The following is a 24,317-nucleotide window of genomic DNA, read 5'->3' on the forward strand; positions in this document are numbered from 1 at the left end:
CAGCTCGATGGTGAGTTCACAAGGTCAAGGATGAGCTGCATGATCATCTACACCCACGGCGTCCGTGTACTGGAGCTGGACGAACGGCGCGTGCGCCTGCGCGTGTTCCTGGCCGACTACGATCCGTCCCAGCCTCACAGGGTTCTCCTTCCTGAGGGGCGGAGCTTCTTCTTCGGCGTGCTGTGGCAGGCCGCCGACGGGGAGGCGGGACGGCGGCGCGGCCCGCTCAACGGCCTCGTCCCACTTGAGGACACCCTCGACCCGGACTGGGTCGAGGCGAACGCAGGCCGCTTTGTTGAGAGCGTGGAGAGGGTCGGTGCCCGGAATCTCCCCGCCGGCGATGAGCTCGCAGACTTGTACGAAACCCACTACACGGAACTCGATCGGCGCCTCCACCGGTGGCACGAGCGATGGGAACACGAGGACCTACTCCTCCAAGCTGACTACGACGTCGTCGTCACCGACGCGCGCTGGCTGGAGCCGCTCCGCGAGGGTCAGGGAATGGGCACCGGCTTCCCCTCATGGGGCTGGACGGTGGCGGGCGGTCAGTTGGTGCGTCGCGGCCTGATTCTCAAGGACCGGGGCGACAGGGTAGGGGCGGCTCACGCGTTCCGGCGCGCGGCCGCCGTCGACGACCCCGAAGCCACGGTACGGGCGCTGCTGGCCCTTGATGATCTCGACATCGACCTCGACGCCCTGCACTTCGACGACCGGGCCGCCCACGAGGTGAGGGCGGCGTTGGAGCTCTGCGTCCGGCTCTCCGGAGAGGGCCGGGACGCGGATGCGCGGGCCGCGTACCTGATCGTGCACTCGTTCGGAGTGCCGGAGTTCATGGGCGAGGCCCGAGAACGCGCGGGGATGGTGTCCCCCGCCGAGCGCGCGCATCGGCTCATGCGCGCGGGCGACCGCTTCGGGGCGCTGACCGAGTTGAGACGGGCGTACGACGGCGGTGACGAGGTGATCGACTTCGCTGTGGCCCTTCTTGACGGCGACTTCGAGACCGCGGACGGGAGGGGGCCCGGCGGCGACCTCGACCGCACCCGTATGGCTCTGATCGTCGCCGACCTGGCGTTCGTCCATGCCCGCGAGGGCGATGACGAAACGGTGGCCGCCCTGCTGGAGTTGCGTGTGGCGGCCGAGCTGGGGTCGACGATGTGGCGGTACGTGCTCGAAAGCGAGAATGCTCACCCGGAGGAGGTCGCCGCCGCCATCGGTGAGCGCCTGATGCGGACGACGGTGGCCATGCACTTGCCCGAGGAGGTGCGGTACATCGCGGAAACGGCCGGTGCCCGTTTCCCGGAGCTGGCAGCAACTGCCTACGCCGAGCTTGGCGATTACTACGCGACCTTTGGCGAACTTGAGGACGAGGACGAGGACGAGGACGAGGACGAGGCCTGAGCCCGAGCGGCCTACTGGACGAGCGTCGACGGGCTCGCCGGGACCCAACCGACCGCGCGGGCCCTGATAACCCTGGCCCGGATTCTGGACGAGCCGGCTGATGCGGCTCAGGCATCCAGGTCGGAAAACCCGTAAGGGATATAGCCTCGATCGATCAGTTCGTCTTCCAGCTCGTCCTCGTCCAGGTCGTCCTCGTCCAGGTCGTTCTCGTCCAACTCGTCCTCATCGCCATCGTCCCAGCCGTCGTCGTCGATGAGTTTCACCTGGTCGCCCTCCGCCGCGATCTCTCCGACCAGTACCGGGACCTCGATTTCGGCCCAGCTGACGGTCACCTTGATCGCGTCGTTGAGCTCCCCCGAGAACATTCCATCCTCGAGCGCCTGCTGTACCTTGCGCGGGTCATCCGCACCGGCGTCATAACCAGTCGGCTTGCCTGAATCGAGAAAGGTGATATCTGGATAACCGTCCACTGAGACGGTGATGAACGGGTGCAGGTCGATCGAGTGCACCCGTTCGCCCTGCTCGTATACATGCAGCGCCAGATCCGCGCCGTGCCAGCACAGCAGATACACATTGATGCTCTCGGACAGCTCACCGGCCAGATCCTCTTTGACCTCGTTGAGGCTGCCTCTGATGTAGTGGGCATCCTTGCGGGCTGCTCCCGGGGACACCCCGAAAGCCAGGTCATAAAAAGACTTCGATGGCATTTCGGCAATCTATCCCGGAAGACGCTCATGGTGCGGTTGGGCCCCGATGAGCTGGCCGTGAGGAACACGGCGCTCAGTCGGTGGCTTTTGGGTGTCCGGTGCCCGCGTAGGTGATCCAGGCGGTGCGGTTGGCGTCGTCCAGCAGGTACCAGATGCGTCCGCTGCCAGTGACTTCGTACTGCCAGCGTTCCAGAGTGTGGCCTTTGAAGGTGCTGGTCCCGAGTTTGCCTTTGAGGTGGTGCTGCCGGTCGGGGTTGTCCAGGGCGCGTGGGGTGGCGCGGATTGTCTCGAAGGCGCGGCGCAGGTTGCCCGCCGCGTGGCGGGAGAGGTGCTCCCAGCCGTCGGCGGCTTCGGTGTTGGCGAAGCGGATGTCGTACTCGTCGCCCATCGGAGGTGGCGCGGCCCGGTCTCCGCGCTTGGGGCTCACTCGCTCACCTGGGGCATGGGGACGGGGCCGAGGTCGCCTTCCGGCTCGCGGGTGAGGATGGCCAGCAGGGCGGGGTCCGCGTAGATCTCCGCGCTGTGCCGCCACTGGGTCAGCAGGAGCGCGATCGGAGCGAGGTTGTCCAGGGCCACCGCTCCGCGTGCCGTGTTCACCAGCTCGGTGAGGAGCGTGTCCACATCCTCGGCGGGCAGAAAGGTGCTCCACGGCAGGGCCTCGGGCAGGGCCTGGCGCAGCGCCTCGATGTTCTCGGTGCGGACCAGTCCGGTGAGCAGGCGTGAGGTGAAGTCCACGACGGTGGCGTCCCGCTCCATCTGGTCGACCCGCATCAGAGCGAGGTCCCCAGCGTCGCGCCGCCGCAGCCGCAACGCGCGGACGGCGTCCAGTCTTCGCGTGGTCGCGGCCGGATGGTGGAGTAGTTCGCTGAAGGGCACGTCCTCGTAAGCCTCAGTCATAACATCCACAGTAGCTCGGATGTCGGCCGCGCCACAAGCAGAGTGAGGACCGTGCCCCACTTGTGGTGAGGCGCTACGAGCGGATGGGCGTCAGTGCGTCAGGGCCACCCGCTTGCGGAACACCCAGTAGGTCCAGCCCTGGTACACCAGCACGAACGGCAGCGTGATCAGGCCGATCCAGCTGAGCATCGTCAGCGTGTAGGGTCCCGAGGCCGCGTCCGTCAGCGTGATGCCCGGGAGCGGGGCCCATCGGAGCTCGGCGAAGACCGCCACCGAGGCCAGGGCGATGGCGCCGGCGGTGGCGGTGAAGGCCCAGCCTTCCCTGTGGCGATACGTCAGCGCCGCCCCGGCGGCCAGCGCCGCCATGGAGATCAGGGCGGGAATCGAGCCCAGTCTGGACAGGGCCGCCACGGCCAGCGGCAGGACCACGGCGCTCGCGGCCAGGGCGGTGGCGCGGGCGCGACGTCGTACGGGGCCGTCGGTCTTGAGGGACAGGAAGACGGCGCCATGGAGTACGCAGGTCGCCAGGGTGAACAGGCCGCCCACGAGGGCCGCGAGAGCGCTGTCGAAGAGCACGTCGGCGAAGATCGCGCCCCACAGGAACGCCGGGAGGGCGCTGCCCACCACGATGCCCAGGTCGCACCAGAGCGGATTGGTCACCTTGCCGCGCCACTCCAGGCCGACGCCGCGCACGATCAGGCCGACCAGGATGAGCACGACGGGGAGGTAGAAGGCGCTGAACATTCCGGCGTACCAGGCGGGGAAGGCCGCGAACATGGCGCCGACCGCGGTGATCAGCCACACCTCGTTGCCGTCCCAGACCGGGCCGATCGTCTCCAGACTCTGCCGGTGCTGCTCCGGGCCCCTGCTCACGAACGGTGCCAGCAGGCCCACGCCGAAGTCGAAGCCCTCCAGCACGAAGTAGCCGGTCCAGAGGAAGGCGATGATGACGAACCACAGGTTGACCACTGTCTCCACCTCAGTACATCAGCGACGGCTGGAGTCGCTCGGTCGCGGGGGCGGGCTCCGTCTGCTCAGGGCCCTTGCGTACGTGCCTGGTCAGGAGTACGGCCTCGGCCACCGCGAGCCCGCCGTACAGGAGTGTGAAGATCGTGAGGGAGATGGCCACCTCGGCGAGGCTCACACCGGGTGACACGCTCGCGGCCGTGAGCAACTCGCCCGTCACCGTCCACGGCTGGCGGCCTATCTCGCTCAGCAGCCAGCCGGCGATCATCGCGAGGAACGGCAGCGGCAGCGCCAGCAGCATGATCCGGGCCAGCCAGGGGGGCAGGTCGCGCCTGCGGCGGGTGAGCCAGAGGCCGAGCACCGACAACGCCACCGTGGTCAGGCCGAAGACGATCATCACCCGGAACGACCAGAACACCACGGTCTGGTTGGGCCGGTAGTCGCCGGGGCCGAACTGCTGCTCGAGCCTGGCCTGCAGGTCCTCGGTGCCCTGGACGGTGGCGGTGGGGTCGTGGGTGGCGAGGAGGCTGAGGAGGCTGGGGATCTCGATGCCGGGGGCGATGGAGAACGGGGCTCCGGCGGTGTCGTGCTGGAGGCCCTCGGCGGAGGCGAGCTTCATCGGCTGCTGCTCGTACAGCAGCCGGGCCGAGGTGTCGCCGGTGCCCGCGACGACGGCGCCGGCCAGTGCGGTCATGAGCAGCGCGGCCCGGGCGGCGCTGCGCCACATGGGCGCCTTCGTCCGCAGCAGCCAGTAGCCGCAGACCGCCAGCACGAACCCGCCCGCCACGATGAAGGCGGCGCCGACGACGTGCGGCACCTGGGCGATCGCGGTGGGGTTGGTGAGCACCGCCCACAGATCGGTCATCCTGGCTCGGCCGTCGACCACCTCGTAGCCGACCGGGTGCTTCATCCAGGCGTTGGCCGCGAGGATGAAATATGCGGACAAGTTAGAGCCGATGGCGGCGGCCCAGATGCACGCCAGATGGATCTTCTTCGGCAGCCGTTCCCAGCCGAAGATCCACAGGCCCAGGAACGTGGACTCCATGAAGAACGCCAGCAACGCCTCCATGGCCAAGGGCGCCCCGAACACGTCGCCGACGAAGGTCGAGTATTCGCTCCAGTTCATACCGAACTGGAACTCCTGCACGATGCCGGTGACCACTCCCATGGCGAAGTTGATCAGGAACAGCTTGCCGAAGAACTTCGTCAGCCGGAGGTAATGCTCCTTCCCCGTCCGGTGCCAGGCGGTCTGGAGACCGGCCACGAAGACGCCCAGACCGATCGTCAACGGTACGAACAGAAAGTGGTAAACGGTGGTCACCCCGAACTGCCACCGCGCGAGATCGAGCGCGTCCATCTTCCCCCCACCGGGTGCTTAGCTCTACAAGCTGTAGTACATCTACTTACAGTAGTACTACAGGCTGTAGAGCACGGCTATGCGATCTTCGTCACAGCCTGCGGATCGGTGGTCCAACGATGGCGTACGGGGATCCGCGGGCGCGTCAACCGAGGGGCTGATCCCCGCGTACGTCCAGGGGCTGATCCGGGCGCATGTCCGGGGTGACCGCCTACGTGCAGGGCTGACCCGCGCATACGCCCAGGGATGGCCCGCGCGTTGGCCCGCTGTCGGCGGGGCTCAGCGGGCGGTGGTGGCGGCGTCCAGGTACGCCTGGAGGTTGCCCAGCTCGAAACCCCGGCGCTTGATCTTGTCGACCAGGATGCGGAAGTCTCTGGCCAGGTTCGGGCGGAAGTGGAGCAGAAGGATGTCGCCGGGGCGCAGGCGCTTGTCGGGGACCTGGTAGGCGATCTTGCCGCCCGGTTGCACGGTGGCCGTCCAGAGCAGGACCGACTTCAGGCCGCAGTTCTTGACGGCCCTGAGCGTGTCGGTGTTGTAGTTGCCGAACGGCGGCCTGAACAGCGTCGGCCTGGTCCCCAGCTGCCTCCTGATGATGATGGAGGAGCCGCAGATCTCCCGTCGCTGGGCGTCGTAGCCGAGGAGACGGAGGTTCGGATGGGTGAGGGTGTGGTTCTCGACGGGTACGCGGGCGTCACGCAGCTGCCGGAAATATCCCCATTTCCCGGCTCCGACGAATTGGCCGGGCCCACCGGCGGGGTCGGGCGTGCCCTTGGCCTCCACCGCGTCCCGCATGGCGAACGCGGTGATCGGGATGCGCCGGGCACGTACCTCCGCAAGGAAGCCGGGGTCCTGCTCCCACCCGTCGTCGATGGTCAGGAAGACGACCTTGCGGTTGGTGGGGATGGAGCTGATCACCGGAGGTAACGAGCCCGTCGCCTGAATCTCCTTCACCTCGCCGCGCCTGGGCATCGCGCCGGGCGGGCCGTCGAGCGGCCGGGTGGTCGCGGCGTCAGGGCCGAGCCCCGGGGTGCGGGTGACGGTGGTGCCGCTCGTGTCACTTCCTAGGGCGTCTGTCGTCCGGCCTGGCCCGCCGTTGGCCGCGCAACCGGCCAGTAGCAGCACGACCGCCGCCACGTGAGCCACGGTCGTCGCCTTTCGCCCCGGGGCTCGCTTGTCGCACACCGGTCCCATCCTGCCAGGCGTGATCGCCGGGCGAGTACATCCGATAAGGAGTGATTAGCGACAGGGAGTGATTAGCGATAAGGAGTGGTCCTCCCTCTGGCGAGTGTTGCCCTTATCGCGAAACGTGCTTCGTCCCTAGAGTGGCGGTGTGAAGGTCGCAGGTAGCGCCATGATCGGCGTCGAGAGGCATCGCGTGTGGGACGCGCTTCAGGATCCGGCGGTGCTGGTACGCACCATCCCCGGTTGTGAGCGCCTGGAGGAGACAGGGCCGGACACGTACCGGATGACGGTGACGGCGGGGGTCGCGTCCATCAAGGGCGTCTACCAGGGCGAGGTGTCGCTGACCGAACCGTCGGCGCCGGAGAGCTTCGTGCTGCGGGCGCGCGGCCAGGGCGCGCCGGGGACGGTGGAGGCCACCGTGCTCGTACGGCTCAGCGAGGTCGACGAGGGGACCCGCGTCGACTACGACGCCGACGCGGTCGTCGGCGGGATGATCGGCGGGGTGGGGCAGCGCATGCTCGGCTCGGTGGCCAAGAGGACGGCGGGGGAGTTCTTCGCGGCCGTCGAGCACCACCTGCACGCCCCGGACGGTCCTCTGCTCGCACCGGACGGTGCGGGGGTGGACGAGTTGGCCGCCCGGCGAGCCGTGCTGGCGCGTGCGGCCGACGAGGTCGCGGGCGCGGAGGGGCGTCGGGCGCCCGCCGTGTACGAACGGCCGTCCGGCGTGTACGAGCGCCCGCCCAAGAGCCACACCGAGACGAGGCCTTGGGTGATGCTGGCGTCGTTCGGCATGGGGGCGGGCATCGCGCTGACCGGCGTCGCCGTGGGCTGGCTGTTCGGCCGGGCCGGCCGCCGTTCACGCCATTGACCGTTGCCCAACTGAACCGGCCGGCCGGTGCCCGAGGGCGGTCGTGTCGTCAAACGGGCTGCTCATGAGCGCGGAACTGGGCTCTCGCGGAAAAGGATCTCCAGGCGTAGCGTGGCTATATGCGGCAGGCACACGCTGAAGACGCACGAACCGAGGCCCGGCGAGTCATACGCAACCTACTTGGAGAGGAACGCCCGACCGCCGAGGCGCTGATCGGCGACGCGCGCTCCGTGCTCGGTGACGAGCGGGTCGGCCGCTGCCTGAGCCTGGCGCTCGGCGCGTCTCTCACCCGGCGGTCCGCCGAGCTGGCCGCCATCGCCGCATTGCTGGTCGGTGTGCGAGAGCTGGGCGAGGAGTGGTGGACGCGGCCAAGGGGCGGCAAGCTGCCCGCGCCCGACGAGGTGCTGCGTACGGCCGTCGCGATCGAGCCGTGGACCGACCTGACCGCCCTGGAGATGCTCGCCGCCTGGATCTCCGACGACGCGGCCGACCAGTTGTGGGGCCAGCCCGTCGCCCAGGTGGACCTCAACTCGTGGCAGGCCGAGGACCGCTTCGACCTGCCGGACGGGGCGAAGCCGGGGCAGCGGCTCGTCGTACACTTCGACGCCGGCGGGCGGCTCGACGCGGTGGTCACCCGGCGGCCTGACGAGAATCTGGGGTCGAACCTCGACTTCCACTCACTGCGCTACTCGCGTCCCGCCGAAGCCCAGTGGAGCTGGGGAGTGGCGGCCGGGCTCGGGCCGCACCGGCTGCCGGACGAGGACCCCGACCCGTACGCCCGCGAGGTGCCCGCCGCCGCCGCCGGCATCCTGCGCGCCTGGGCGCTACGGCACGGCGCCACCCGCGAGCAACTGGGCGAGCGGTGGCAGACGGTCGGCGACGTGGTGGCGACCATCGAGCGGGTCGACTGGATGTGGCGCAGCGGGGAGTGGTTCGGCTGGTGGCGTGGCGCCTCCGCCCTGGTGGACGACTCGGCCTACCTCCCGTACCGGCTGGAGGAACTGGCGGCCGGGTGACCGGCCCGGCGGGGGAGCGACCCGGACAAAGCCGCGTGCATCCGGTCAAGGTCGTGCGGGAGTACGGACAAGGCCGCGCGCGCATACGGCCCAGGCCGGTGGAATGGGGTCGAGGCCGTAGAGGTTGTGGTCGAGCGTGAAAGTCGAGATATTTTCGGACATCGTCTGCCCCTGGTGCTACATCGGGCACACCCGCTTCGGCCGGGCCGCCGACCGCTTCCGCGCCAAGGGCGGCGTCGTGGACATCACCATGCGCCCGTTCCAGCTGAACCCGGACGCCCCCGCCGAAGGCGAGCCGCTGCTCCCGGCCCTGGAGCGGAAGTTCGGCGGGAACGTCGCGCAGATGACCTCCCACGTCACCGCCGTCGCCGCGGAAGAGGGGCTGGACGTGCGCTTCGCGCAGGCGATCAGCGCGAACACGTTCGAGGCGCACCGGCTGGTCGAACTCGCCACCCGGCAGGGGCGCGGGCTGGAGGCGGTCGATCGGCTGTTCCACGCGCACTTCACCGACGGGCTCAACGTCGGTGACCAGGACGTGCTCACCAAGCTGGCCGCCGAGCTGGACGTGGATCACCCGTCGGGTGAGGGCACGCAGGAGGTACGCGAGCAGCTTGACCAGGCGCGGGCGCTGGGGATAACGGGTGTGCCGCTGTTCCTGTTCGAGGGGCAGTTCGCGGTGTCGGGAGCGCAGCCGGCGGAGACGTTCGACGCCGCCCTCGACGAGGTGGCGGCCCGCACCGGCCAGACCCCGGTGACCATCCTCGCGCCCCCGGCCGACGGCTGCGACGACGGCTATTGCGCCGTTTGAGAGAAGACGGCGGCTACAGCTCCGCCTTGGTGGTGATGGCGACTACCGCGTCATGTGCGCGGTGGTGACGTCTACCGCGTCATGTGCGCGGTGGTGACGTCTACCGCGTCATGTGCGCGGTGGTGACGTCTACCGCGTCATGTGCGCGGTGGTGACGGCTACCGTGTCGCGTAGGCGATGATCTCCTCGGCCAGCCATTCGGCCACGTTGGCGGGGCCGGGCAGGCGGACGCCGAGGACGAAGTGGGTCAGACCGGCGTCCGCGAGCTCCCGGACCGTTGACCGGGCGGCGGCGGGGTCTTCGGTGGAGACGACGAGTTGGGTCGAGCGGGTGATCTCCGCCGGATCGCGGCCGATGGCGGCGCACTTCTCGTCGAGCACCTTGTTCCGTTCCCGGATGAACTCGATCGTGTTGTGCGGCGGTCCCGGTACGTTCCAGATGTCGGCGTGCTCGGCCACCACCTCGAGCGTCTTGTCGCCCCACCCGCCGATCAGCAGCGGCGGCGGGACGGCCGGCTTCGGCGAGCACACCACCTCACGCAGCTGGTAGTAGCGGCCGTCGAAGTCGAACCGGTCCTCGGTCCACATTCGCTTGATGATCGCGCACGACTCGGCCAGCCGGGCCACGCCCTCGCCGGGGGAGGCGATGTGCAGTCCGTACGCGTTGTACTCCCTGGGCACGAGCGTGTCACCCGGCTGGTGCGTGCCGCCGACCCCCAGGCCGAGGACCAGGCGGCCGGGCGCGATGGCGTCCACGGTCGCCGCGATCTTGGCGAGTACCGCCGGCGGCCGGGTGAGGTTGCTCGTCACCATGAGCCCCAGCTGGAGCCGGGAGGTCCGCGCGGCCAGGGCGGCGAGCATCGTCCAGCCCTCGTGGATCGGCGCGTCCACCGGCCCGAACAGCGGCAGCATGTGGTCCCAGAGCCAGGCGTGCTCGATGGCGGGGACCGCGTCGGCCTGCTGCCAGGTCCGCAGCAGCGTGTCGTACGTGACGCCGACGGGGACGGTCTTCATTCCGAAGCTCAGCATATAACAGCTCCACTGATTGTCAGCTCTACTGACGATTAGGCTAGTGCGAGAATCGGGAGGTGTCGAGACGCCGCCTTGGATACCTGCTCAAGCACGCCAACCTGCGCCTGGCCCAGCACACCGGCCCGGCCCTGGAGCCGTACGGCGTCGACGGCCGCGAGCTCGCGGTGCTCAACGTGCTCGACGCGGCCGACCCGCTGTCCCAGCAGGAGGCCGCGACGCGGCTGCGGATCGACAGGACGACGATGGTCGCGATGATCGACACGCTCGAGGGCAAGGAGCTGGTCAGCCGCCGGCCGCATCCGGACGACCGGCGCAAGAACATGGTCGAGCTGACCCCGCGTGGCCGCGACACGCTGCGCGAGGGGGGTCAGGCCGTGGACGAGGCGGAGCGCGCGTTCCTGGCGAAGCTGGCGCCCGACGACGCGGCCCGCCTCAGAGAGCTGCTCGACAAGCTGATCTAGGGTCGGTGCGGGGAACTGCCCGACAAGCTGATCTAGGGTCGGTGCGGGGAACTGCCCGACAAGCTGAACCGCCAGGCCAGGCTCAGGTGGTGCCCTCGCCCAGGAGGCCGGAGCGGTGGTGGCGGCGGCAGAGGACCTGGTAGCGGACCGGTGACGCGTCCGTGTCGCCGATCACGACCTGCTCGCCCGTACGAACCAGTTCCCCGCCCACGATCCGCCCGTTGAGCTGCCCGGGGCGCCCGCACCAGCACAGCACCTCGACCTGCAACCGGCACACCTCGTCCGCCAGCTCGAACAGTCGCTGGGCCGCCGGGAACATCACGGACCTGAAGTCCGAGGCCAGCCCGAAGGCGTAGACGTCGATGCCGTGCTCGTCGACCAGGTCGGCGAGCTGCTCGATCTGGTCGACGGTGTAGAAGCAGACCTCGTCGCAGATCAGGTAGTCGATCCTGTCGTGGCCGGTCACGAGCGTCAGCAGATCGAGGGAGTCCACGACCTCGATGGCGTCCAGGCCGAGCCCTATCCTGCTGGTGACCTGGGGACCGCCCGAGCGGTCGTGCTTGGTCAGGACCAGCCCGCGCCGGCCCTGGCGGCCGTGGTTGTAGTTCATCTGGAGCGCGAGCGTGGACTTCCCGCAGTCCATGGGACCGAAGTAGAACTTCAGTACGGCATCACGGGCGCCGGACGGGACGGCGGACAGGGCGAACGTGTCGGTCACAGGGGGCCACCTTAGCGGCTTGGCTTGTTACCTGACCTCGTGGGAGATTTCTCCCCTGGAGTTATCAGGAGGAACCGTGGTCACAGAGAAGCCCCCCTCGCTCGACGCGATGATGACGACCGACGACCTCACGGCGGCGCAGGCCGACGCCACGAGGTGGCGGTACGGCTTCCTTGTGGTCGTGGCGGGAATCGTCGCGGTACTGGTGGCCTTCGGGGCCGCCGTGTTCGCCACCAAGGAGTTCGCGGCGTTGTTCGCGGGCGTGGCCGGAGTGGTGGGCACGATCATCGGCGCCTACTTCGGCGTGCAGGCGGGACAGTCGGGTAAGGCCAGGGTCGAGGCCGAACTTGCCAGGTCACAGGAGCTGGTAGTGCGCCTGGCCGCCTATGTTGGCACTGAGAACGCGCCCCGGGTCATCGATGAAGTGCTCGGCCGGCGCCGAAGCTGAGGAGCCATGCGTAGCGTCCGTATTGGAGTCGACACCGGAGGCACGTTCACCGATGTGGTGGCCGTGGACGACCAGACCGGTGAGATCGTCACGACCAAGACCCCCTCGACCCCCGCGAACCCGGCCGACGGGTTCGTCAGGGGCATCGAGAAGCTGGGGCCGCTCGACGCGAGTTCCGTCGTGCACGGCACCACTGTGGCCACCAACCAACTGCTCGAGGACCGGATCGCGAACCTGGGGTTCATCACGACCGAGGGCTTCGAGTTCATCCTGGAGATTGCCAGGCAGAGCGTGCCCGACGGCTATGGCAACTCCTATTTCTGGGTCAAACCGCCGAGGATCGTCCCGATCCACCTGGTCAAGACCGTCGGGGGGCGGCTGGACCACACCGGCGCCGAGGTGCGCCCGTTCGCCGAGGAGCAGGCCGCCGAGGTGGCCCGCTGGCTCAAGGCCAAGGGCGTCACCGCGATCGGCGTGTGCTTCCTGCACTCCTACGCCAATCCGGACCACGAGCGGCGCATGCGGGACGTGCTGGCCCGTGAGCACCCCGAGGCGGTCGTCTCGCTGTCGAGCGACGTGCTGCGCGAATACCGCGAGTACGAGCGGTCGGTCACCACGCTCGTGGACGCGGCGGTCAAGCCGACGATGCGGCGCTACCTGGCCAACCTGTCGGCCCGGCTCGGCATGCCGTTCTCGGTGATGAAGTCCAACGGCGGCGTGCTGTCGGCCCGCGAGGTCGTCAACCAGCCGATCACCACGGTGCTGTCGGGGCCCGCGGCCGGGGCCCTGGGGGCGGCGCTCATCGCCGCCACGGCGGGGCACCCGTCGGTGATCACCCTGGACGGCGGCGGCACGTCCACCGACGTCGCCGTGGTGATCGACGGCGAGCCGTCCATCACCACCGAGGGCGTCATCGGCCGCTACCCGTGCAAGATCCCGATGATCGACATCGTCACCGTCGGCGCGGGCGGCGGCTCGATCGCCTGGATCTCGCCCGAGGGCACGCTGAAGGTCGGCCCCAAGTCGGCCGGGGCCGATCCCGGACCGCTGTGCTACGGCAGGGGCGGCACCGAGGTGACGGTCACCGACGCGCACGTCTTCCTCGGCCGCATCCCGCCGCACCTGCTCGGCGGGGAGATCCCGCTCGACGTGGCGGCCGCGCGCACCGGCATCGAGGCGCTGGCCGACAAGCTCGGGCTCAGCGCCGAGCGGACCGCGACGGGAATCCTGGAGATCAGCGCGTTCAACCAGAGCAACGCCATCCGCCAGCTCACCGTCAAGCGCGGGCTCGACGTGCGGGACTTCCCGCTGGTGACGTTCGGCGGTTCGGGGCCGCTGCTGGCCTGCCGGCTGATCGACATCCTGGGGCTGCCGGCGGTGGTCGTCCCGCCCGATCCGGGCAACGTCTCGGCGTTCGGCCTGCTCACGGTGGACGTCAAGAACGACTACGTCCGTACGCACGTCACCCGCGACCTGTCGCCGGCGACGGCCGGGGAGATCTTCCGCGAGCTGGAGGGCGAGGCGGCGCAGGCGCTCGACCGGGAGGGCTTCGACGAGCCGGTCTACGCGCGCACCGCCGACCTGCGTTACTACGGTCAGGCGTACGAGGTGCGCGTGGCCGCCCCGGCGGGTGAGGTGAACGAGGAGTGGCGCCGGGAGGTGCTGGACCGCTTCCACCAGGCACACGAGAAGCTCTACGGCTACGGCTACCGCGACGACGAGCGGCACGGCGTCGAATGGGTCAACCTGCGCGTCTCCGGCATCGGTCCCATCACCCGCCCGGCCATCCGCCGCAGGGAGCCCCACGCCGGCGAGCGGCCCGCGGCGACGACCAGGAGCGTGCACTTCGACTCGGCCGCCGACACGCCGATCCACCAGCGGTCCGACCTGGACCCGGGCACCGTGGTCGAGGGTCCGGCGGTCATCGAGGAGTACGGCTCGACGATCCCCATCCATCCCGGCTTCACCGCCCAGGTGGACGACTACGGCAACGTGGAGGTGCGGCGTGGCTGACCCGATTCTCGTCGAGATCGTCGAGGGCACCCTGGCCTCCGTGGAGAAGGAGGTCGAGACCGCGATCGCGCGTACGGCCCGCTCTCCGATGATCCGCGACGCGCACGACTTCCGCGCGGGCATCCACGACGCGCGGCTGCGCAAGCTGACCGGCCGCTCCTACAGCGCGCTCGTCCAGCCGATCGTCCGCGACTTCCCGATCGAGGAGATGAAGCCCGGCGACGTCTTCTTCCACAACGACGTCTACCTGTCAGAAGGCGGAATCGGCCACCTGCCCGACCTGTGCGTCACCGTCCCGGTCTTCCACGAGGGCGCTGTGGTGGCCTTCGTGCAGGCGTTCGGGCACCACGACGACATCGGCGGCTCGGTGCCCGGCTCGATGCCCTCGCACGCGCGCAGCGTGTACGAGGAGGGCCTGATGGTCCCGCCGATCAAGCTGTGGGACGCGGGCGTGCCCAACGAGGCCGCGCTGCGCATCATGACCCGCAACTCGCGCATGCCCGACTCGCTGGCGGGCGACCTCGACGCCGAGTGCTCGGCCTGCCTCATGGGGGCGCGCCGCCTGGGTGAGCTGTTCGACAGGTACGGCCGGGCCGAGGTCGAGGAGTGCTTCGACGCGATCATCGGCAAGACGACGGAGACGTTCCGGCGCGAGCTGCTGGCCAAGATCCCCGAGGGCACCTACACCTGGGAGGACTACGCCGAGCACGACGGCGTGGACGAGCCGCGGCTGCACGCCCAGCGGATCACGCTCACCGTCGACCACGCGGCGGACGCCCCGCTGAAGATCGACTTCACCGGCACGTCCCCGCAGGCCAAGGGGCCGATCAACCACGCGGGCGACTACGCCGACGGCGTGTTCCTGAAGAAGTGGCTGGCCCCCATCCTGCGCAACCTCGCCGACACCCCGGAGCGCATGGCCGAGCTGGACGTCAACGAGGGCGTCGTCCCTCTGATCGAGATGGTCTTCCCGGAGAAGGGGACGCTGCTCACCCCGATCTTCCCCGCGCCCACCAACGCCCGGACGTTCGTGATCCTGCGGCTGCTCGGCGTGCTCGCGGGCGTGCTGGCCAAGGCCACCGGCGGCCGCATGCCGGCCGACCAGGAGACGATCCGCTACACCGGCGTCCACGGCGCCGACGCCGAGGGCGTGCCGTACCTGATGAGGGAGGTCCTCGGCGGCGGCTCCGGCGGGCGCTGGTACGCCGACGGCGAGGACACCATCCACGTGGTGCCCGACTCGCGCAACATCCCGGTGGAGTTCGCCGAGGCGCGCTGGCCGTTCCGGGTCGAGCGGCTGGCGCTGGCCTGCGACTCGGGCGGGCCGGGCATGTTCAGGGGCGGGCTCGGCTACGACAAGCACATCAGGATGCTCAGGGACGCCTCGTACATGTCGATCGCCGACCGGTCGATCCTGTCGTGCTGGGGCGTCAACGGCGGGCTGGCCGGGCGGCCGTTCCGGGTCGAGATCGCCGGCAAGGAGATGGAGGGCCTGGTGGACGACCACCAGGTGCAGGCGGGCGAGACCATCCGCATCCGCACCACCGGGGGCGGCGGCTGGGGCTCACCGTACGACCGGGACCCGCGCGCCGTGGCGGCGGACGTCCGCGACGGCAAGGTGTCGATCGCCGGCGCCCTGGGCGACTACGGCGTGGTGCTGGACGGCGACCGCATCGACGAGCAGGGCACCGCCGAGCTCCGCGCCAACCTGCGCCCGCCGGCGGGCCGCTTCTTCGACCGCGGCCCCGGCTACCCGAAGCTGTCGGGCGGCCGCTCCCACGCGGAGGTGGACGAGCTCTAGCGGATGCCATGATGGGCTCCATTTCCTGAGATTCCCTGAGATTTCCTCAAATTCCCTCAGATGTCGCGAAATGGAGTCCGTCATGCGTGTCGCCCTCGCCGGTCTCGCCACCAGCCATCCCTTCACCGACGCCCGTACCCTGGCCCGCCACGCGGACCTGCTGGTGTGGGAGGAGGACCCGGAGCGGCTGAGCCGTTTCACCGAGGAGCACCCCGGCGCCAAGGTGCTGCCGAGCCTGGCCGCGCTGCTGGCCGCCGAGCCCGACGGCGTGGTGCTGACCGTGCCGAGCCCGCGCGTGCCCGGGGCGCTGGCAGCCGTGCTCGACACCGGCGCGGCCTGCTTCGTGAACAAGCCCGCCGTCGCCACCCGCGCCCAGCTGAACGAGCTGGACCGGCTGCGGATCCACGACCGCGTGCTGTCCAGCTCGGTGCTCCGCTTCGCCCCTGCCTTCGCGGGGCTGCGGGTGGACCCCGCCGACGTGCTCGCGGTCCGGGCCACCGTACGGCATGACGTCGGCCTCTGGGCCGGCGGCTACAACGCCTGGCAGGACACCCCCGGCGAGGGCGGCGGGACGCTGGTGACCATGGGGATCCACGGCGTGGAGCTGCTGGTCGCGCTGTTCGGCCCGGATGTGAGGCTGGCCGGCGCGGCGTCGGCCACCAGGCACTACGCGGGCCTGCGCTCGGAGGACACCGGCGTCATGGCCCTGCGCTGGGACAGCGGCGTCACGGGCACGGTCGAGATCCTCGGCGTCTCCGACGAGGAGTCCTACGCCGTCACCGTCCACCGGCGAGGCGGCACCGACACCGTGGTGATCGAGGGCGGTGACGACCACGTCAAGGGCCTGGGCTACGAGGGGACGATCGAGGCGTTCCTGGCCATGATCGGGGGCGCGCCGAGCCCCGTCCCGTGGGCGCAGACCCGGGCCATCCTGGAGGTACTGGTCGCGGCCCGCGAAACCACCCAATGACCAGCAGGCCGACCAGCGCGTGAGAGCGCCCATTGACAGCTGAACTCCGCCGCAGTTACGGTCTGGACCGTAAATGACGTAACGGAGGTAGACCGCGTGCGGACGACAGCGGAACTCGAGGAACGGCTGGCGCGGCCGGGCGCCGCCCTCCTCGACGACCTGAGCAGGCTCGACGGCGACATCCTGATCCTCGGCGCGGGCGGCAAGCTCGGCCCGAGCCTGGTCCGGCTGGCACTCAACGCCACGCGTGGCGACCGGCGGATCATCGCGGTGTCCCGTTTCTCCGAACCCGGGCTGGCCCGGGCACTCCAGGACGACGGCGCCACCGTGGTGGCCGCCGACGTGGCCGACGAGGGGGCGCTGCGCGAGCTGCCCGACGCGCCGAACGTGGTGTTCCTGGTCGGCGCCAAGTTCGGCACCGAGGGCAGGGAGCACGCCACCTGGTTCACCAACACGTACCTGCCGGGCAGGGTCGCCGACAGGTTCAGGGAGGCCAGGATCGCCGCCCTGTCCACCGGCAACGTCTATCCACTGGTCCCCGTCGGCGGTGGCAGCACCGAGGGCTCGCCGACCGGGCCCGTCGGCGACTACGCGATGAGCTGCCTGGGCAGGGAGCGGGTGCTGTCGCACTTCGCGGAGGCGTACGGCACGCGCATGTCGCTGCTGCGGCTCAACTACGCCGTCGAGCTGCGCTACGGCGTGCTCGTCGATCTGGCCGGGAAGATCCTGGCAGGGGAGCCGATCGATCTGGCCACCGGCCAGGTCAACGTGGTCTGGCAGGGCTACGCCAACGAGGTCGTGCTCCGCTCGCTGCTGCTCGCCGAGGCGCCGCCGTACGTGCTCAACGTGACCGGGCCCGAGCTGGTCTCGGTCCGGCAGGCGGCGCTGGACCTCGGCGCGGCGCTGGGCAAGGAGCCGGTGTTCAGCGGCGAGGAGGCGCCCACGGCGCTGCTGTCGAACGCCGGCAAGTGCCACCGCCTGTTCGGCTACCCCGAGCTCACGCCCGCCGAGCTGATCGAGCACACGGCGCGCTGGGTGGCCGACGGCGGCCCGTCGCTCGGCAAGCCCACCAAGTTCGAACGCCGTGACGGCCGCTTCTAACCGCGTGCCCGGCCCATTGACCCTAGGGGGATCCGACGTGCTCAGCACGATTTCAGAGGCGCAGACGTCCGTGCGCGAGCTGTTCAGGCGCGGCCTGGTGATTCCGGCGCATCCGCTGGCGCTGACCGAGGACCGGAAGCTGGACGAGCGCCGGCAGCGGGCGCTGACCCGCTACTACGTCGAGGCGGGCGCGGGCGGCCTGGCGGTGGGCGTGCACACCACGCAGTTCGCCATCCACGGGACCGACCTCCTGCGGCCGGTGCTGGAGCTGGCCGCGCGGACGGCGGGGGAGTACGAGCGCGAGGTGCTCCTGGTGGCGGGCGCGACCGGGTCCACGCGGCAGGCCGTGGCGGAGGCCGAGCTGGCCAGGTCGCTCGGCTACCACATGGTGCTGCTGAGCCCGTGCCGGGAGCTGGACGAGGACGGGCTGATCGAGCGGGCGCGGGCGGTGGGCGAGGTGCTGCCGGTGATCGGCTTCTACCTGCAGACCGCGGTCGGCGGACGCCCCTTGTCACGGAATTTCTGGACCAGGTTGGCGGCGATCGAGTCCGTGGTGGGCATCAAGGTCGCCCCCTTCGACCGTTACCGCACGCTCGACGTGCTGCACGGCGTGGTCCGGGCCGGTCGCGCGGCCGAGGTCGCCCTCTACACCGGCAACGACGACCACATCCTGGCCGATCTCGTCACCACCCACCGGGTCGTCGTGGACGGGCACGAGGTGGAGATCGAGTTCGTCGGCGGGCTGCTCGGTCAGTGGGCGGTCTGGGTACGGCGAGCGGTCGAACTGCTGGAGGAGGCCAAGCTGGCCCGCTCGGGCGACGACCCGGCCATGCGGCGGCTGCTCACCCTCGACGGCCACCTCACCGACGCCAACGCCGCCATCTTCGACTCGGCCAACGGCTTCCACGGCTGCATCCCCGGCATCCACGAGGTACTGCGCCGCCAGGGGCTGCTGGCGGGCCGCTGGTGCCTGGACCCGGCGGAGGAGCTCTCACCGGGGCAGCTCGCGGAGCTCGACCGGATCTGGGCCGCCTACCCATGGCTACGGGACGACGACTTCGTCAGCGCCGGCCTGTCCCGCTGGCTCGCCTGATCCTCATGCGAGCCGGCAAGAAGACAGCCCCCGAGCCCGCCGCCTCAGAGTGTGAGGCGGTACAGGGTCAGGGGGCGGCCACTGGAGCCGCTGGTGAGGTTGCCCGTGCGCTCGGCCAGCCCGGCCAGCTCCAGCCGGTGCAGCATCCGCCGGGCGGTGCGCTGCTGGACGTCGAGGCGGTCGGCGATCTCTCGGGTGGTGAGCGGCTCGTCGCCCGCCGCCGCCCGCGCCTGCAGCAGCCGCTCGATCGTCGCCACCGACAGCCCCACGCGGCGGGCGATCACCGAGAGGTTGCGCTCCGACTCCGGGACGCCGGCGACCGACTCCAGGACGATGTCGGTGTCGGCGCGCAGCGACAGCACCGCCGCGACGTCGCCGATGCGCCGGGCGCGGGCCAGGGCCCGGCGGGCCAGGCTCTCCGCCTCCGCCGCGCTGCGGCCCAGCCCGAAACCCACGCGTACCACCTGATTCTGCGCCGCGAGGCGACCCAGCATGGGCAGGCCGGTGAAGCCGCCCGTGGCGTCGTGCAGCGGACCCCGGGTGGTGACCAGGAGATGGGTGCCGCCCCGGAAGGCGGCCAGCGTGCCGCCCAGCGCGGTGGCCTCGCGCAGCAGTCCCTCCTCGTTCTCGACCTCGACCAGCCCGAGCGCGATCTGCGCGTCTTCCTGCGCCTGCCCCTCGGCGGTCAGCAGCAGCTGGCGCAGCGCCACCCGGACCGAGTGGACGGAGGGCGCCAGGCGCAGCACCTGCATCTCGCCGCGCAGCGCCTCGTGCACCGAGCTCAGGCAGGTGATCACCGGATGGGCGGGGCCGCGCCGGTGGAAGGCGATCGCCTTCTTGGAGGTCATCTCCGGCCGGTAGGGCAGCGTCCTGAGCGTGTCGGCGGGCAGCCCGGCCTCGGCGAAGGTGGCCACCACGTCGGCCGCGGGCAGGGTGTCGATCGACAGCCCGGTGACGTCCTGGCCCTCGTGCTGCAGGCGTACCAGGGCGCTGAGCAGCGTCGCGCCCGAGTAGTCGACGAACGCGGCGGCCCGGCTCAGCGTCTCGGCGTCGCGGGAGAGCATGTACGGGACGATGCCGGTGAACAGCCACCCCTCCACGGCGGCGGCGTGCGCCTCGACGATCGCGGGCGCCTGCGACTCGTGGTCGTAGTCGAGGCGCAGCGCGGTGACCCCGGGCTGCTCCTCGCAGGTGGCCGCGACGTCGTCGACCAGATCATGCGGGCCGACGACCCCGATGACGATTCCCACCCACGCCTCCCTCTCGCTCATTTCGGTCAAGACCGCAATTATATCTTGTGAGGAGCCCCTGTGAAGTTCCCGTCCATGGCCGAGGCCGCCGGCCGTACGCTCGGCGACGAGGAAGTGGCCGCCGCGGCGCGGGTGATCCGCTCGGGCATGCTCAGCTCCGTCTGGGGGACCGAGACCAGAGCCCTCGAACGCGAGGTCGCCGCCTTGTACGGCGTGCGCCACGCGGTCGCGTGCAGCTCCGGCACCGCGGCCCTCCATCTGTCGGTCGTGGCGGCTGCGCCGGACCCCGGAGACGAGATCATCACGACGCCGATCACCGACTTCGGGACCGTGGCCCCCATCCTGGCGCAGAACGCGGTCCCTGTCTTCGCGGATGTAGATCCCTCGGACGGCAATCTCGATCCCGGCGCGGTGGCCAAGCTGATCGGCCCGCGGACTCGGGCGATCATGGCCGTGCACCTGTTCGGCGCGCCCGCCCGCGTGGCCGAGTTGCGGGCGCTGGCCGACGAGCACGGCCTCGCGCTGATCGAGGACTGCGCCCAGGCGTGGCTCGCCGAGCTGCCGGACGGCCGGCCGGCGGGTACGGTGGGCGACGTCGCCACCCTCAGCCTGCAGCAGTGGAAGCACATCACCTGCGGCGACGGCGGCCTGGCGCTCACCGAGGACGACGAGCTGGCGCGCCGGATGCGGCTGTTCGCCGACAAGGGCTGGGACCGGGCGGCCGGGCGCTCGCACGCCGGTTTCGGCCTGAACTACCGCATGACCGAGCTGCAGGCCGCCGTGGCGCGGGCCCAGCTCGCCAAGCTGCCCGGCGTCGTCGCGGCCCGCCGCGGCACGGCCGTACGGCTGCTCGACGCCCTTCAGGGCCTGCCAGGGGTGGGCCTGCCGCGGCCGGAGGGGCACGCCTGGTGGCTGTTCCCCCTCGTGCGGCCCGGAGGTGACGCCCGTGAGCTGGCCGCGCACCTGGCCGCGGCCGGGATACCCGCGCGGGCCGGCTACCTGGAGGAGCCGCTGAACCGCGCCCCGCTGTGGGATCGGCCCGTCTACGGCTCCGCGCGCTACCCGCTCGACGGCTACGTCCCGAACCCGTGTCCCGAGGCCGAGCGCCTGGTCGCCGAGACGCTGCTGATCATCGACTGGAACGAGAACTACACGGCCGAGCACGCCGACGCCGTCGCCCGGGAGATCACCCGCTTCGCCGCGAGTTGACGCGGTGACCGTAGTTACGTTCAGGTATCGCCCATTGACCGCACGAGGTCCTCGTCATTAGGTTTCGGTCAGGACCGGTATTACTCGAAAGGAATCCGCCGATGAGGAAGACAGCGGCACTCGGCCTGGCGGCCACCCTGGCCCTCGCCGCCGCCGGGTGCGGATCCAGCGGCTCGGACAAGAGCACCGTGACCCTCTGGATGTACCCCGTCATCGGGGACCAGGCCAAGAGCCAGGCGTTCTGGGCCAAGGTCGAGAAGGACTTCGAGACCAAGAACGCGACGATCGACATCAAGATCGACCAGCAGCCGTGGGAGGGCCGTCAGGAGAAGGTCACGACGGCGCTGGTCTCGAAGAAGGGCTTCGACCTCGTCGTCCTGGGGCCCGACCAGATCCCGCAGTACGCCCAGCAGGGCACCGTCGAGGCCGTCGACGACGTGGTGGGCAAGGACAAGGCGGCCTACCTGCCCAGCGCGATCACCGCGCTGACCGTGAACGGCAAACTGTACGGCGTGCCGATCTACCAGACGATCACCGCGCCCATCTACAACAAGAAGCTGTTCGCCGAGGCGGGCGTGGACAAGGTGCCCGAGACGCTGGCCGAGCTCAAGGCGGCGGCGCCCAAGCTGGCCGCAAAGAAGGTCGCCGTGCTCGACTACCCCGGCAAGCCCGAGGTCAGCCTCAACCAGAGCTTCTATCCCATCCTGTGGGCCAACGGCGGCAGCGTCTTCGCCCCCGACGGCAAGAAGGTGGCCTTCAACAGCCAGCAGGGCGTCGACAGCCTCCAACTGCTGCTCGACCTGAAGGCCGCGGGCGGCCTGCCCGCGGACGCCGCCAGCAAGGGCAACGAGATCGAGGGCGGCGCCCTGGCCACCGGCAAGAGCGCGATGTACCACGCGGCCACCGCCTTGCAGGCCACCCAGCTCGGCGCCGCGATCGGCGCCGAGAACGTTGGCATCGGCCTGCCGCTGGAGGGCACCAAGCGGGTCGCGTTCGGCATCCCCGGCGCCCTGGTGCTGGCCAAGCACGCCGCGAACCAGGACGCGGCGAAGAAGTTCGCCACCTACCTGTCCTCGCCCGAGGTCGCCGCCAGTCTGGCCGCGGAGTCGGGCTTCTTCCCCGCCCGCACCGACGTGACCGTGCCGGGACAGTCGGCCGCGGCCACGGAGTTCGCCAAGTCGCTGCAGTACGCCTTCCCCGGTGACACCCACCCGAAGGCCCGCCAGGTGATGGGCCTCATCGCCCCGCACATCCAGGCGGCCCTGCTCGGCAAGGAGGACGCGAAGACGGCGCTCGACGCGGCGGCCAAGGAGGCCGACGCGCTGCTGGGCAACGGCGGATAGGGATGCGCCAACGCCTGCGTGACCCGGTCACGGGCCTGCTGTTCGTGCTGCCCGTGCTGGTGCTCTTCCTGATCTTCCGGATCTTCCCCTCCCTCGCGGCGGCGGGGATGAGCCTGACCAACTGGAACATCGGCGGGGAGTGGAGCTTCGTCGGCGCGGACAACTACGCCCGGCTGCTCGACGACGCGATCTTCTGGACGAGCCTGCGCGTGACGCTCGTGTACGTGGCCGTCTACGTGCCGCTCACCCTGCTCGTGTCGCTGGGCACGGCGTTGCTGCTGAACCAGGTCGTGTTCCTGCGCGGCCTGTTCCGCGGCATGCTGTTCCTGCCGTACGTGACCAGCTTCGTGCTGGCGGGCGTCATCTGGCGGTGGATCTACGAGTTCGACGGGCTGATCAACGGCGTGCTGGGCAAGGCCGGGCTCGGCCCGGTGGCCTTCCTGGAACAGTCGTCGCTGGTGCTGCCGGCCCTGGCCGTGGTGTCGGCGTGGAAGGGCTTCGGCTACTCGATGCTGATCCTGCTGGCCGGGCTGAAGGCGATCCCGGGCTCCTATCTGGAGGCGGCCCGGGTCGACGGGGCCTCGGCGTGGCAGCGCTTCCGCCGGATCACGCTGCCGCTGCTGAAGCCCGCGCTCTTCTTCGTCCTGGTGATCGAGACGATCAGCGCCTTCCAGACCTTCGACACCGTCTACGTGATGACCGGTGGCGGTCCCGCCAGGGCCACCTACACCCTCATCTACGGCATCTACGACCACGGCTTCAGATCCTTCGACTTCGGCTACGCCGCCACGTGGGGGATGGTCCTGTTCGCCCTGGTGCTCATCGTGTCGCTGATCCAGCGCCGCTTCCTGGACCGGGGGAACACATGACGCGCACGCGGCAGAGATGGCCGCTCGTCGCGCTGCTCGGCGTGCTGTCGGTGCTGACCGTCAGCCCGTTCGCCGCCATGCTGATCGTCGCGCTGTCGCCCGCGGGCGCCCCGACCCTGCCCGCGCAGTGGCCCGACTCGCTCACGCTCGACAACCTCACGCGGGTGCTGTCCGCCTCCGGCTTCGTGGGGTGGACGGTCAACTCGCTGGTGTACTCCGTGGTCTCGGTGGTGATCATCCTGCTCACCGCCTCGATGGCCGGGTACGCGTTCGCCAAGAAGCGTTTCCCCGGCCGCCAGGCGATGTTCTGGACCTTCCTGGCGACCATGATGGTGCCCTTCCAGGCCACCCTCATCCCGACGTTCGTGCTGGTCAACAGCCTGGACGGGGTGGACACGTTCTGGGGGCTGATCGTGCCGACGCTGGCCAACTCGCAGGCCGTGTTCCTGATGCGCCAGTTCATCATGGGGCTGCCCGACGAGCTGTTCGACGCGGCCAAGGTCGACGGCGCCTCCGAGCTGCGGGTCTACTGGACGATCGTGGTGCCGCTGACCCGGCCCGTCCTGGCCACGCTGGGCGTGTTCGTGTTCCTGTGGCACTGGAACGACTTCCTGTGGCCGCTGGTCGTGGGGCAGAGCGACGCCACGCGTACGCTCACCGTGGGTCTGACCACGCTGCGGACGGAGGAGATCCAGCTGTCGGTGCTGATGGCGTCGGCGGCGATCTCCGTGGTGCCGTGCCTGGTGGTCTTCTTCCTGTTGCAGCGGTACCTGGTCAACAGCATCGCGATGACTGGGCTGAAATAAGCTCT

At 70.1% G+C, this 24,317-nt stretch carries 24 protein-coding genes; 15 read left to right on the forward strand and 9 right to left on the reverse strand.

Features of this window, described 5'->3' with window-relative positions:
- The first annotated feature begins 39 nt into the window (after nt 1-39).
- The gene (locus AB0H88_RS08455) at nt 40-1,398 is read left to right on the forward strand and encodes a hypothetical protein (protein WP_357642626.1); all 1,359 of its coding nucleotides are present in this window, start codon (nt 40-42) and stop codon (nt 1,396-1,398) included.
- Nucleotides 1,399-1,505: 107 nt separating this feature from the next.
- On the opposite strand, the gene AB0H88_RS08460 is transcribed toward AB0H88_RS08455, so the two are convergent.
- The 6 genes from AB0H88_RS08460 to AB0H88_RS08485 all read right to left on the reverse strand — a co-directional run bounded on the left by AB0H88_RS08460 (nt 1,506) and on the right by AB0H88_RS08485 (nt 6,468).
- Nucleotides 1,506-2,105: a hypothetical protein gene (locus AB0H88_RS08460; protein WP_357642627.1), complete on the reverse strand. Its 600-nt coding sequence runs from the start codon at nt 2,103-2,105 to the stop codon at nt 1,506-1,508.
- A gap of 73 nt (nt 2,106-2,178) precedes the next feature.
- Nucleotides 2,179-2,532 carry a hypothetical protein gene (locus AB0H88_RS08465; RefSeq protein WP_357642628.1) on the reverse strand — a complete coding sequence of 118 codons (354 nt, stop codon included), beginning with the start codon at nt 2,530-2,532 and terminating at the stop codon, nt 2,179-2,181.
- A complete protein-coding gene (locus tag AB0H88_RS08470; protein WP_357642629.1) occupies nt 2,529-3,002 on the reverse strand; it encodes a hypothetical protein in 474 nt (157 codons plus the stop codon). The genes AB0H88_RS08465 and AB0H88_RS08470 overlap by 4 nt, the downstream gene beginning before the upstream one ends.
- A gap of 90 nt (nt 3,003-3,092) precedes the next feature.
- Complete coding sequence (cydB, locus tag AB0H88_RS08475; RefSeq protein WP_357642630.1) at nt 3,093-3,980, reverse strand: cytochrome d ubiquinol oxidase subunit II; 888 nt, start codon at nt 3,978-3,980, stop codon at nt 3,093-3,095.
- Between the two features lies 1 nt (nt 3,981).
- Nucleotides 3,982-5,325 carry a cytochrome ubiquinol oxidase subunit I gene (locus AB0H88_RS08480; protein ID WP_357642631.1) on the reverse strand — a complete coding sequence of 448 codons (1,344 nt, stop codon included), beginning with the start codon at nt 5,323-5,325 and terminating at the stop codon, nt 3,982-3,984.
- Nucleotides 5,326-5,604: 279 nt separating this feature from the next.
- Entirely contained in the window at nt 5,605-6,468 is an 864-nt protein-coding gene (locus AB0H88_RS08485; RefSeq protein WP_357642632.1) for a polysaccharide deacetylase family protein, read from the reverse strand.
- Nucleotides 6,469-6,655: 187 nt separating this feature from the next.
- Here AB0H88_RS08485 and AB0H88_RS08490 point away from each other — a divergent pair, with 187 nt between their 5' ends.
- From AB0H88_RS08490 to AB0H88_RS08500, 3 genes are all read left to right on the forward strand, one after another.
- The gene (locus AB0H88_RS08490) at nt 6,656-7,375 is read left to right on the forward strand and encodes a carbon monoxide dehydrogenase subunit G (protein WP_357642633.1); all 720 of its coding nucleotides are present in this window, start codon (nt 6,656-6,658) and stop codon (nt 7,373-7,375) included.
- A 119-nt stretch (nt 7,376-7,494) separates the two neighbouring features.
- Nucleotides 7,495-8,391, forward strand: a complete 897-nt coding sequence (locus AB0H88_RS08495) for a hypothetical protein (protein ID WP_357642634.1) — start codon at nt 7,495-7,497, stop codon at nt 8,389-8,391.
- Nucleotides 8,392-8,527: 136 nt separating this feature from the next.
- Entirely contained in the window at nt 8,528-9,199 is a 672-nt protein-coding gene (locus AB0H88_RS08500) for a DsbA family oxidoreductase (RefSeq protein WP_357642635.1), read from the forward strand.
- A gap of 158 nt (nt 9,200-9,357) precedes the next feature.
- On the opposite strand, the gene AB0H88_RS08505 is transcribed toward AB0H88_RS08500, so the two are convergent.
- Nucleotides 9,358-10,227: an LLM class flavin-dependent oxidoreductase gene (locus AB0H88_RS08505; protein WP_357642636.1), complete on the reverse strand. Its 870-nt coding sequence runs from the start codon at nt 10,225-10,227 to the stop codon at nt 9,358-9,360.
- Between the two features lie 59 nt (nt 10,228-10,286).
- Between AB0H88_RS08505 and AB0H88_RS08510 the strand changes: the two genes are divergently transcribed.
- Nucleotides 10,287-10,691: a MarR family transcriptional regulator gene (locus AB0H88_RS08510; protein WP_357642637.1), complete on the forward strand. Its 405-nt coding sequence runs from the start codon at nt 10,287-10,289 to the stop codon at nt 10,689-10,691.
- A gap of 82 nt (nt 10,692-10,773) precedes the next feature.
- Here the strand turns inward: AB0H88_RS08510 and AB0H88_RS08515 are convergent, their stop codons facing one another.
- Complete coding sequence (locus AB0H88_RS08515) at nt 10,774-11,409, reverse strand: thymidine kinase (RefSeq protein WP_357642638.1); 636 nt, start codon at nt 11,407-11,409, stop codon at nt 10,774-10,776.
- 76 nt (nt 11,410-11,485) lie between these two features.
- On the opposite strand from AB0H88_RS08515, the gene AB0H88_RS08520 reads away from it, so the two are divergent.
- The 6 genes from AB0H88_RS08520 (at nt 11,486) to AB0H88_RS08545 (ending at nt 18,835) form a co-directional block, all read left to right on the forward strand.
- Nucleotides 11,486-11,857 (forward strand): hypothetical protein, encoded by a 372-nt coding sequence (locus AB0H88_RS08520; RefSeq protein WP_357642639.1) that lies wholly within the window; start codon nt 11,486-11,488, stop codon nt 11,855-11,857.
- 6 nt (nt 11,858-11,863) lie between these two features.
- Nucleotides 11,864-13,870: a hydantoinase/oxoprolinase family protein gene (locus AB0H88_RS08525; protein WP_357642640.1), complete on the forward strand. Its 2,007-nt coding sequence runs from the start codon at nt 11,864-11,866 to the stop codon at nt 13,868-13,870.
- A complete protein-coding gene (locus tag AB0H88_RS08530; RefSeq protein WP_357642641.1) occupies nt 13,863-15,671 on the forward strand; it encodes a hydantoinase B/oxoprolinase family protein in 1,809 nt (602 codons plus the stop codon). The genes AB0H88_RS08525 and AB0H88_RS08530 overlap by 8 nt, the downstream gene beginning before the upstream one ends.
- Nucleotides 15,672-15,753: 82 nt before the next feature.
- Nucleotides 15,754-16,641: a Gfo/Idh/MocA family oxidoreductase gene (locus tag AB0H88_RS08535; RefSeq protein ID WP_357642642.1), complete on the forward strand. Its 888-nt coding sequence runs from the start codon at nt 15,754-15,756 to the stop codon at nt 16,639-16,641.
- 96 nt (nt 16,642-16,737) lie between these two features.
- Complete coding sequence (locus tag AB0H88_RS08540) at nt 16,738-17,742, forward strand: NAD(P)-dependent oxidoreductase (protein WP_357642643.1); 1,005 nt, start codon at nt 16,738-16,740, stop codon at nt 17,740-17,742.
- 37 nt (nt 17,743-17,779) lie between these two features.
- Nucleotides 17,780-18,835: a dihydrodipicolinate synthase family protein gene (locus tag AB0H88_RS08545; protein ID WP_357642644.1), complete on the forward strand. Its 1,056-nt coding sequence runs from the start codon at nt 17,780-17,782 to the stop codon at nt 18,833-18,835.
- A 44-nt stretch (nt 18,836-18,879) separates the two neighbouring features.
- On the opposite strand, the gene AB0H88_RS08550 is transcribed toward AB0H88_RS08545, so the two are convergent.
- Nucleotides 18,880-20,115, reverse strand: a complete 1,236-nt coding sequence (locus AB0H88_RS08550; RefSeq protein ID WP_357642645.1) for a hypothetical protein — start codon at nt 20,113-20,115, stop codon at nt 18,880-18,882.
- Nucleotides 20,116-20,145: 30 nt separating this feature from the next.
- Here AB0H88_RS08550 and AB0H88_RS08555 point away from each other — a divergent pair, with 30 nt between their 5' ends.
- The 4 genes from AB0H88_RS08555 to AB0H88_RS08570 all read left to right on the forward strand — a co-directional run bounded on the left by AB0H88_RS08555 (nt 20,146) and on the right by AB0H88_RS08570 (nt 24,312).
- Nucleotides 20,146-21,294, forward strand: a complete 1,149-nt coding sequence (locus AB0H88_RS08555) for a DegT/DnrJ/EryC1/StrS family aminotransferase (RefSeq protein ID WP_357642646.1) — start codon at nt 20,146-20,148, stop codon at nt 21,292-21,294.
- Nucleotides 21,295-21,395: 101 nt separating this feature from the next.
- Nucleotides 21,396-22,637: an extracellular solute-binding protein gene (locus AB0H88_RS08560; RefSeq protein ID WP_357642647.1), complete on the forward strand. Its 1,242-nt coding sequence runs from the start codon at nt 21,396-21,398 to the stop codon at nt 22,635-22,637.
- A 2-nt stretch (nt 22,638-22,639) separates the two neighbouring features.
- Complete coding sequence (locus tag AB0H88_RS08565) at nt 22,640-23,506, forward strand: sugar ABC transporter permease (protein ID WP_357642648.1); 867 nt, start codon at nt 22,640-22,642, stop codon at nt 23,504-23,506.
- Complete coding sequence (locus tag AB0H88_RS08570; RefSeq protein WP_357642649.1) at nt 23,503-24,312, forward strand: carbohydrate ABC transporter permease; 810 nt, start codon at nt 23,503-23,505, stop codon at nt 24,310-24,312. Before AB0H88_RS08565 ends, AB0H88_RS08570 begins: the two co-directional genes overlap by 4 nt.
- Nucleotides 24,313-24,317 lie beyond the last annotated feature (5 nt).

This window comes from Nonomuraea sp. NPDC050680, from assembly GCF_040654555.1.
Taxonomy (GTDB): Bacteria; Actinomycetota; Actinomycetes; order Streptosporangiales; family Streptosporangiaceae; genus Nonomuraea.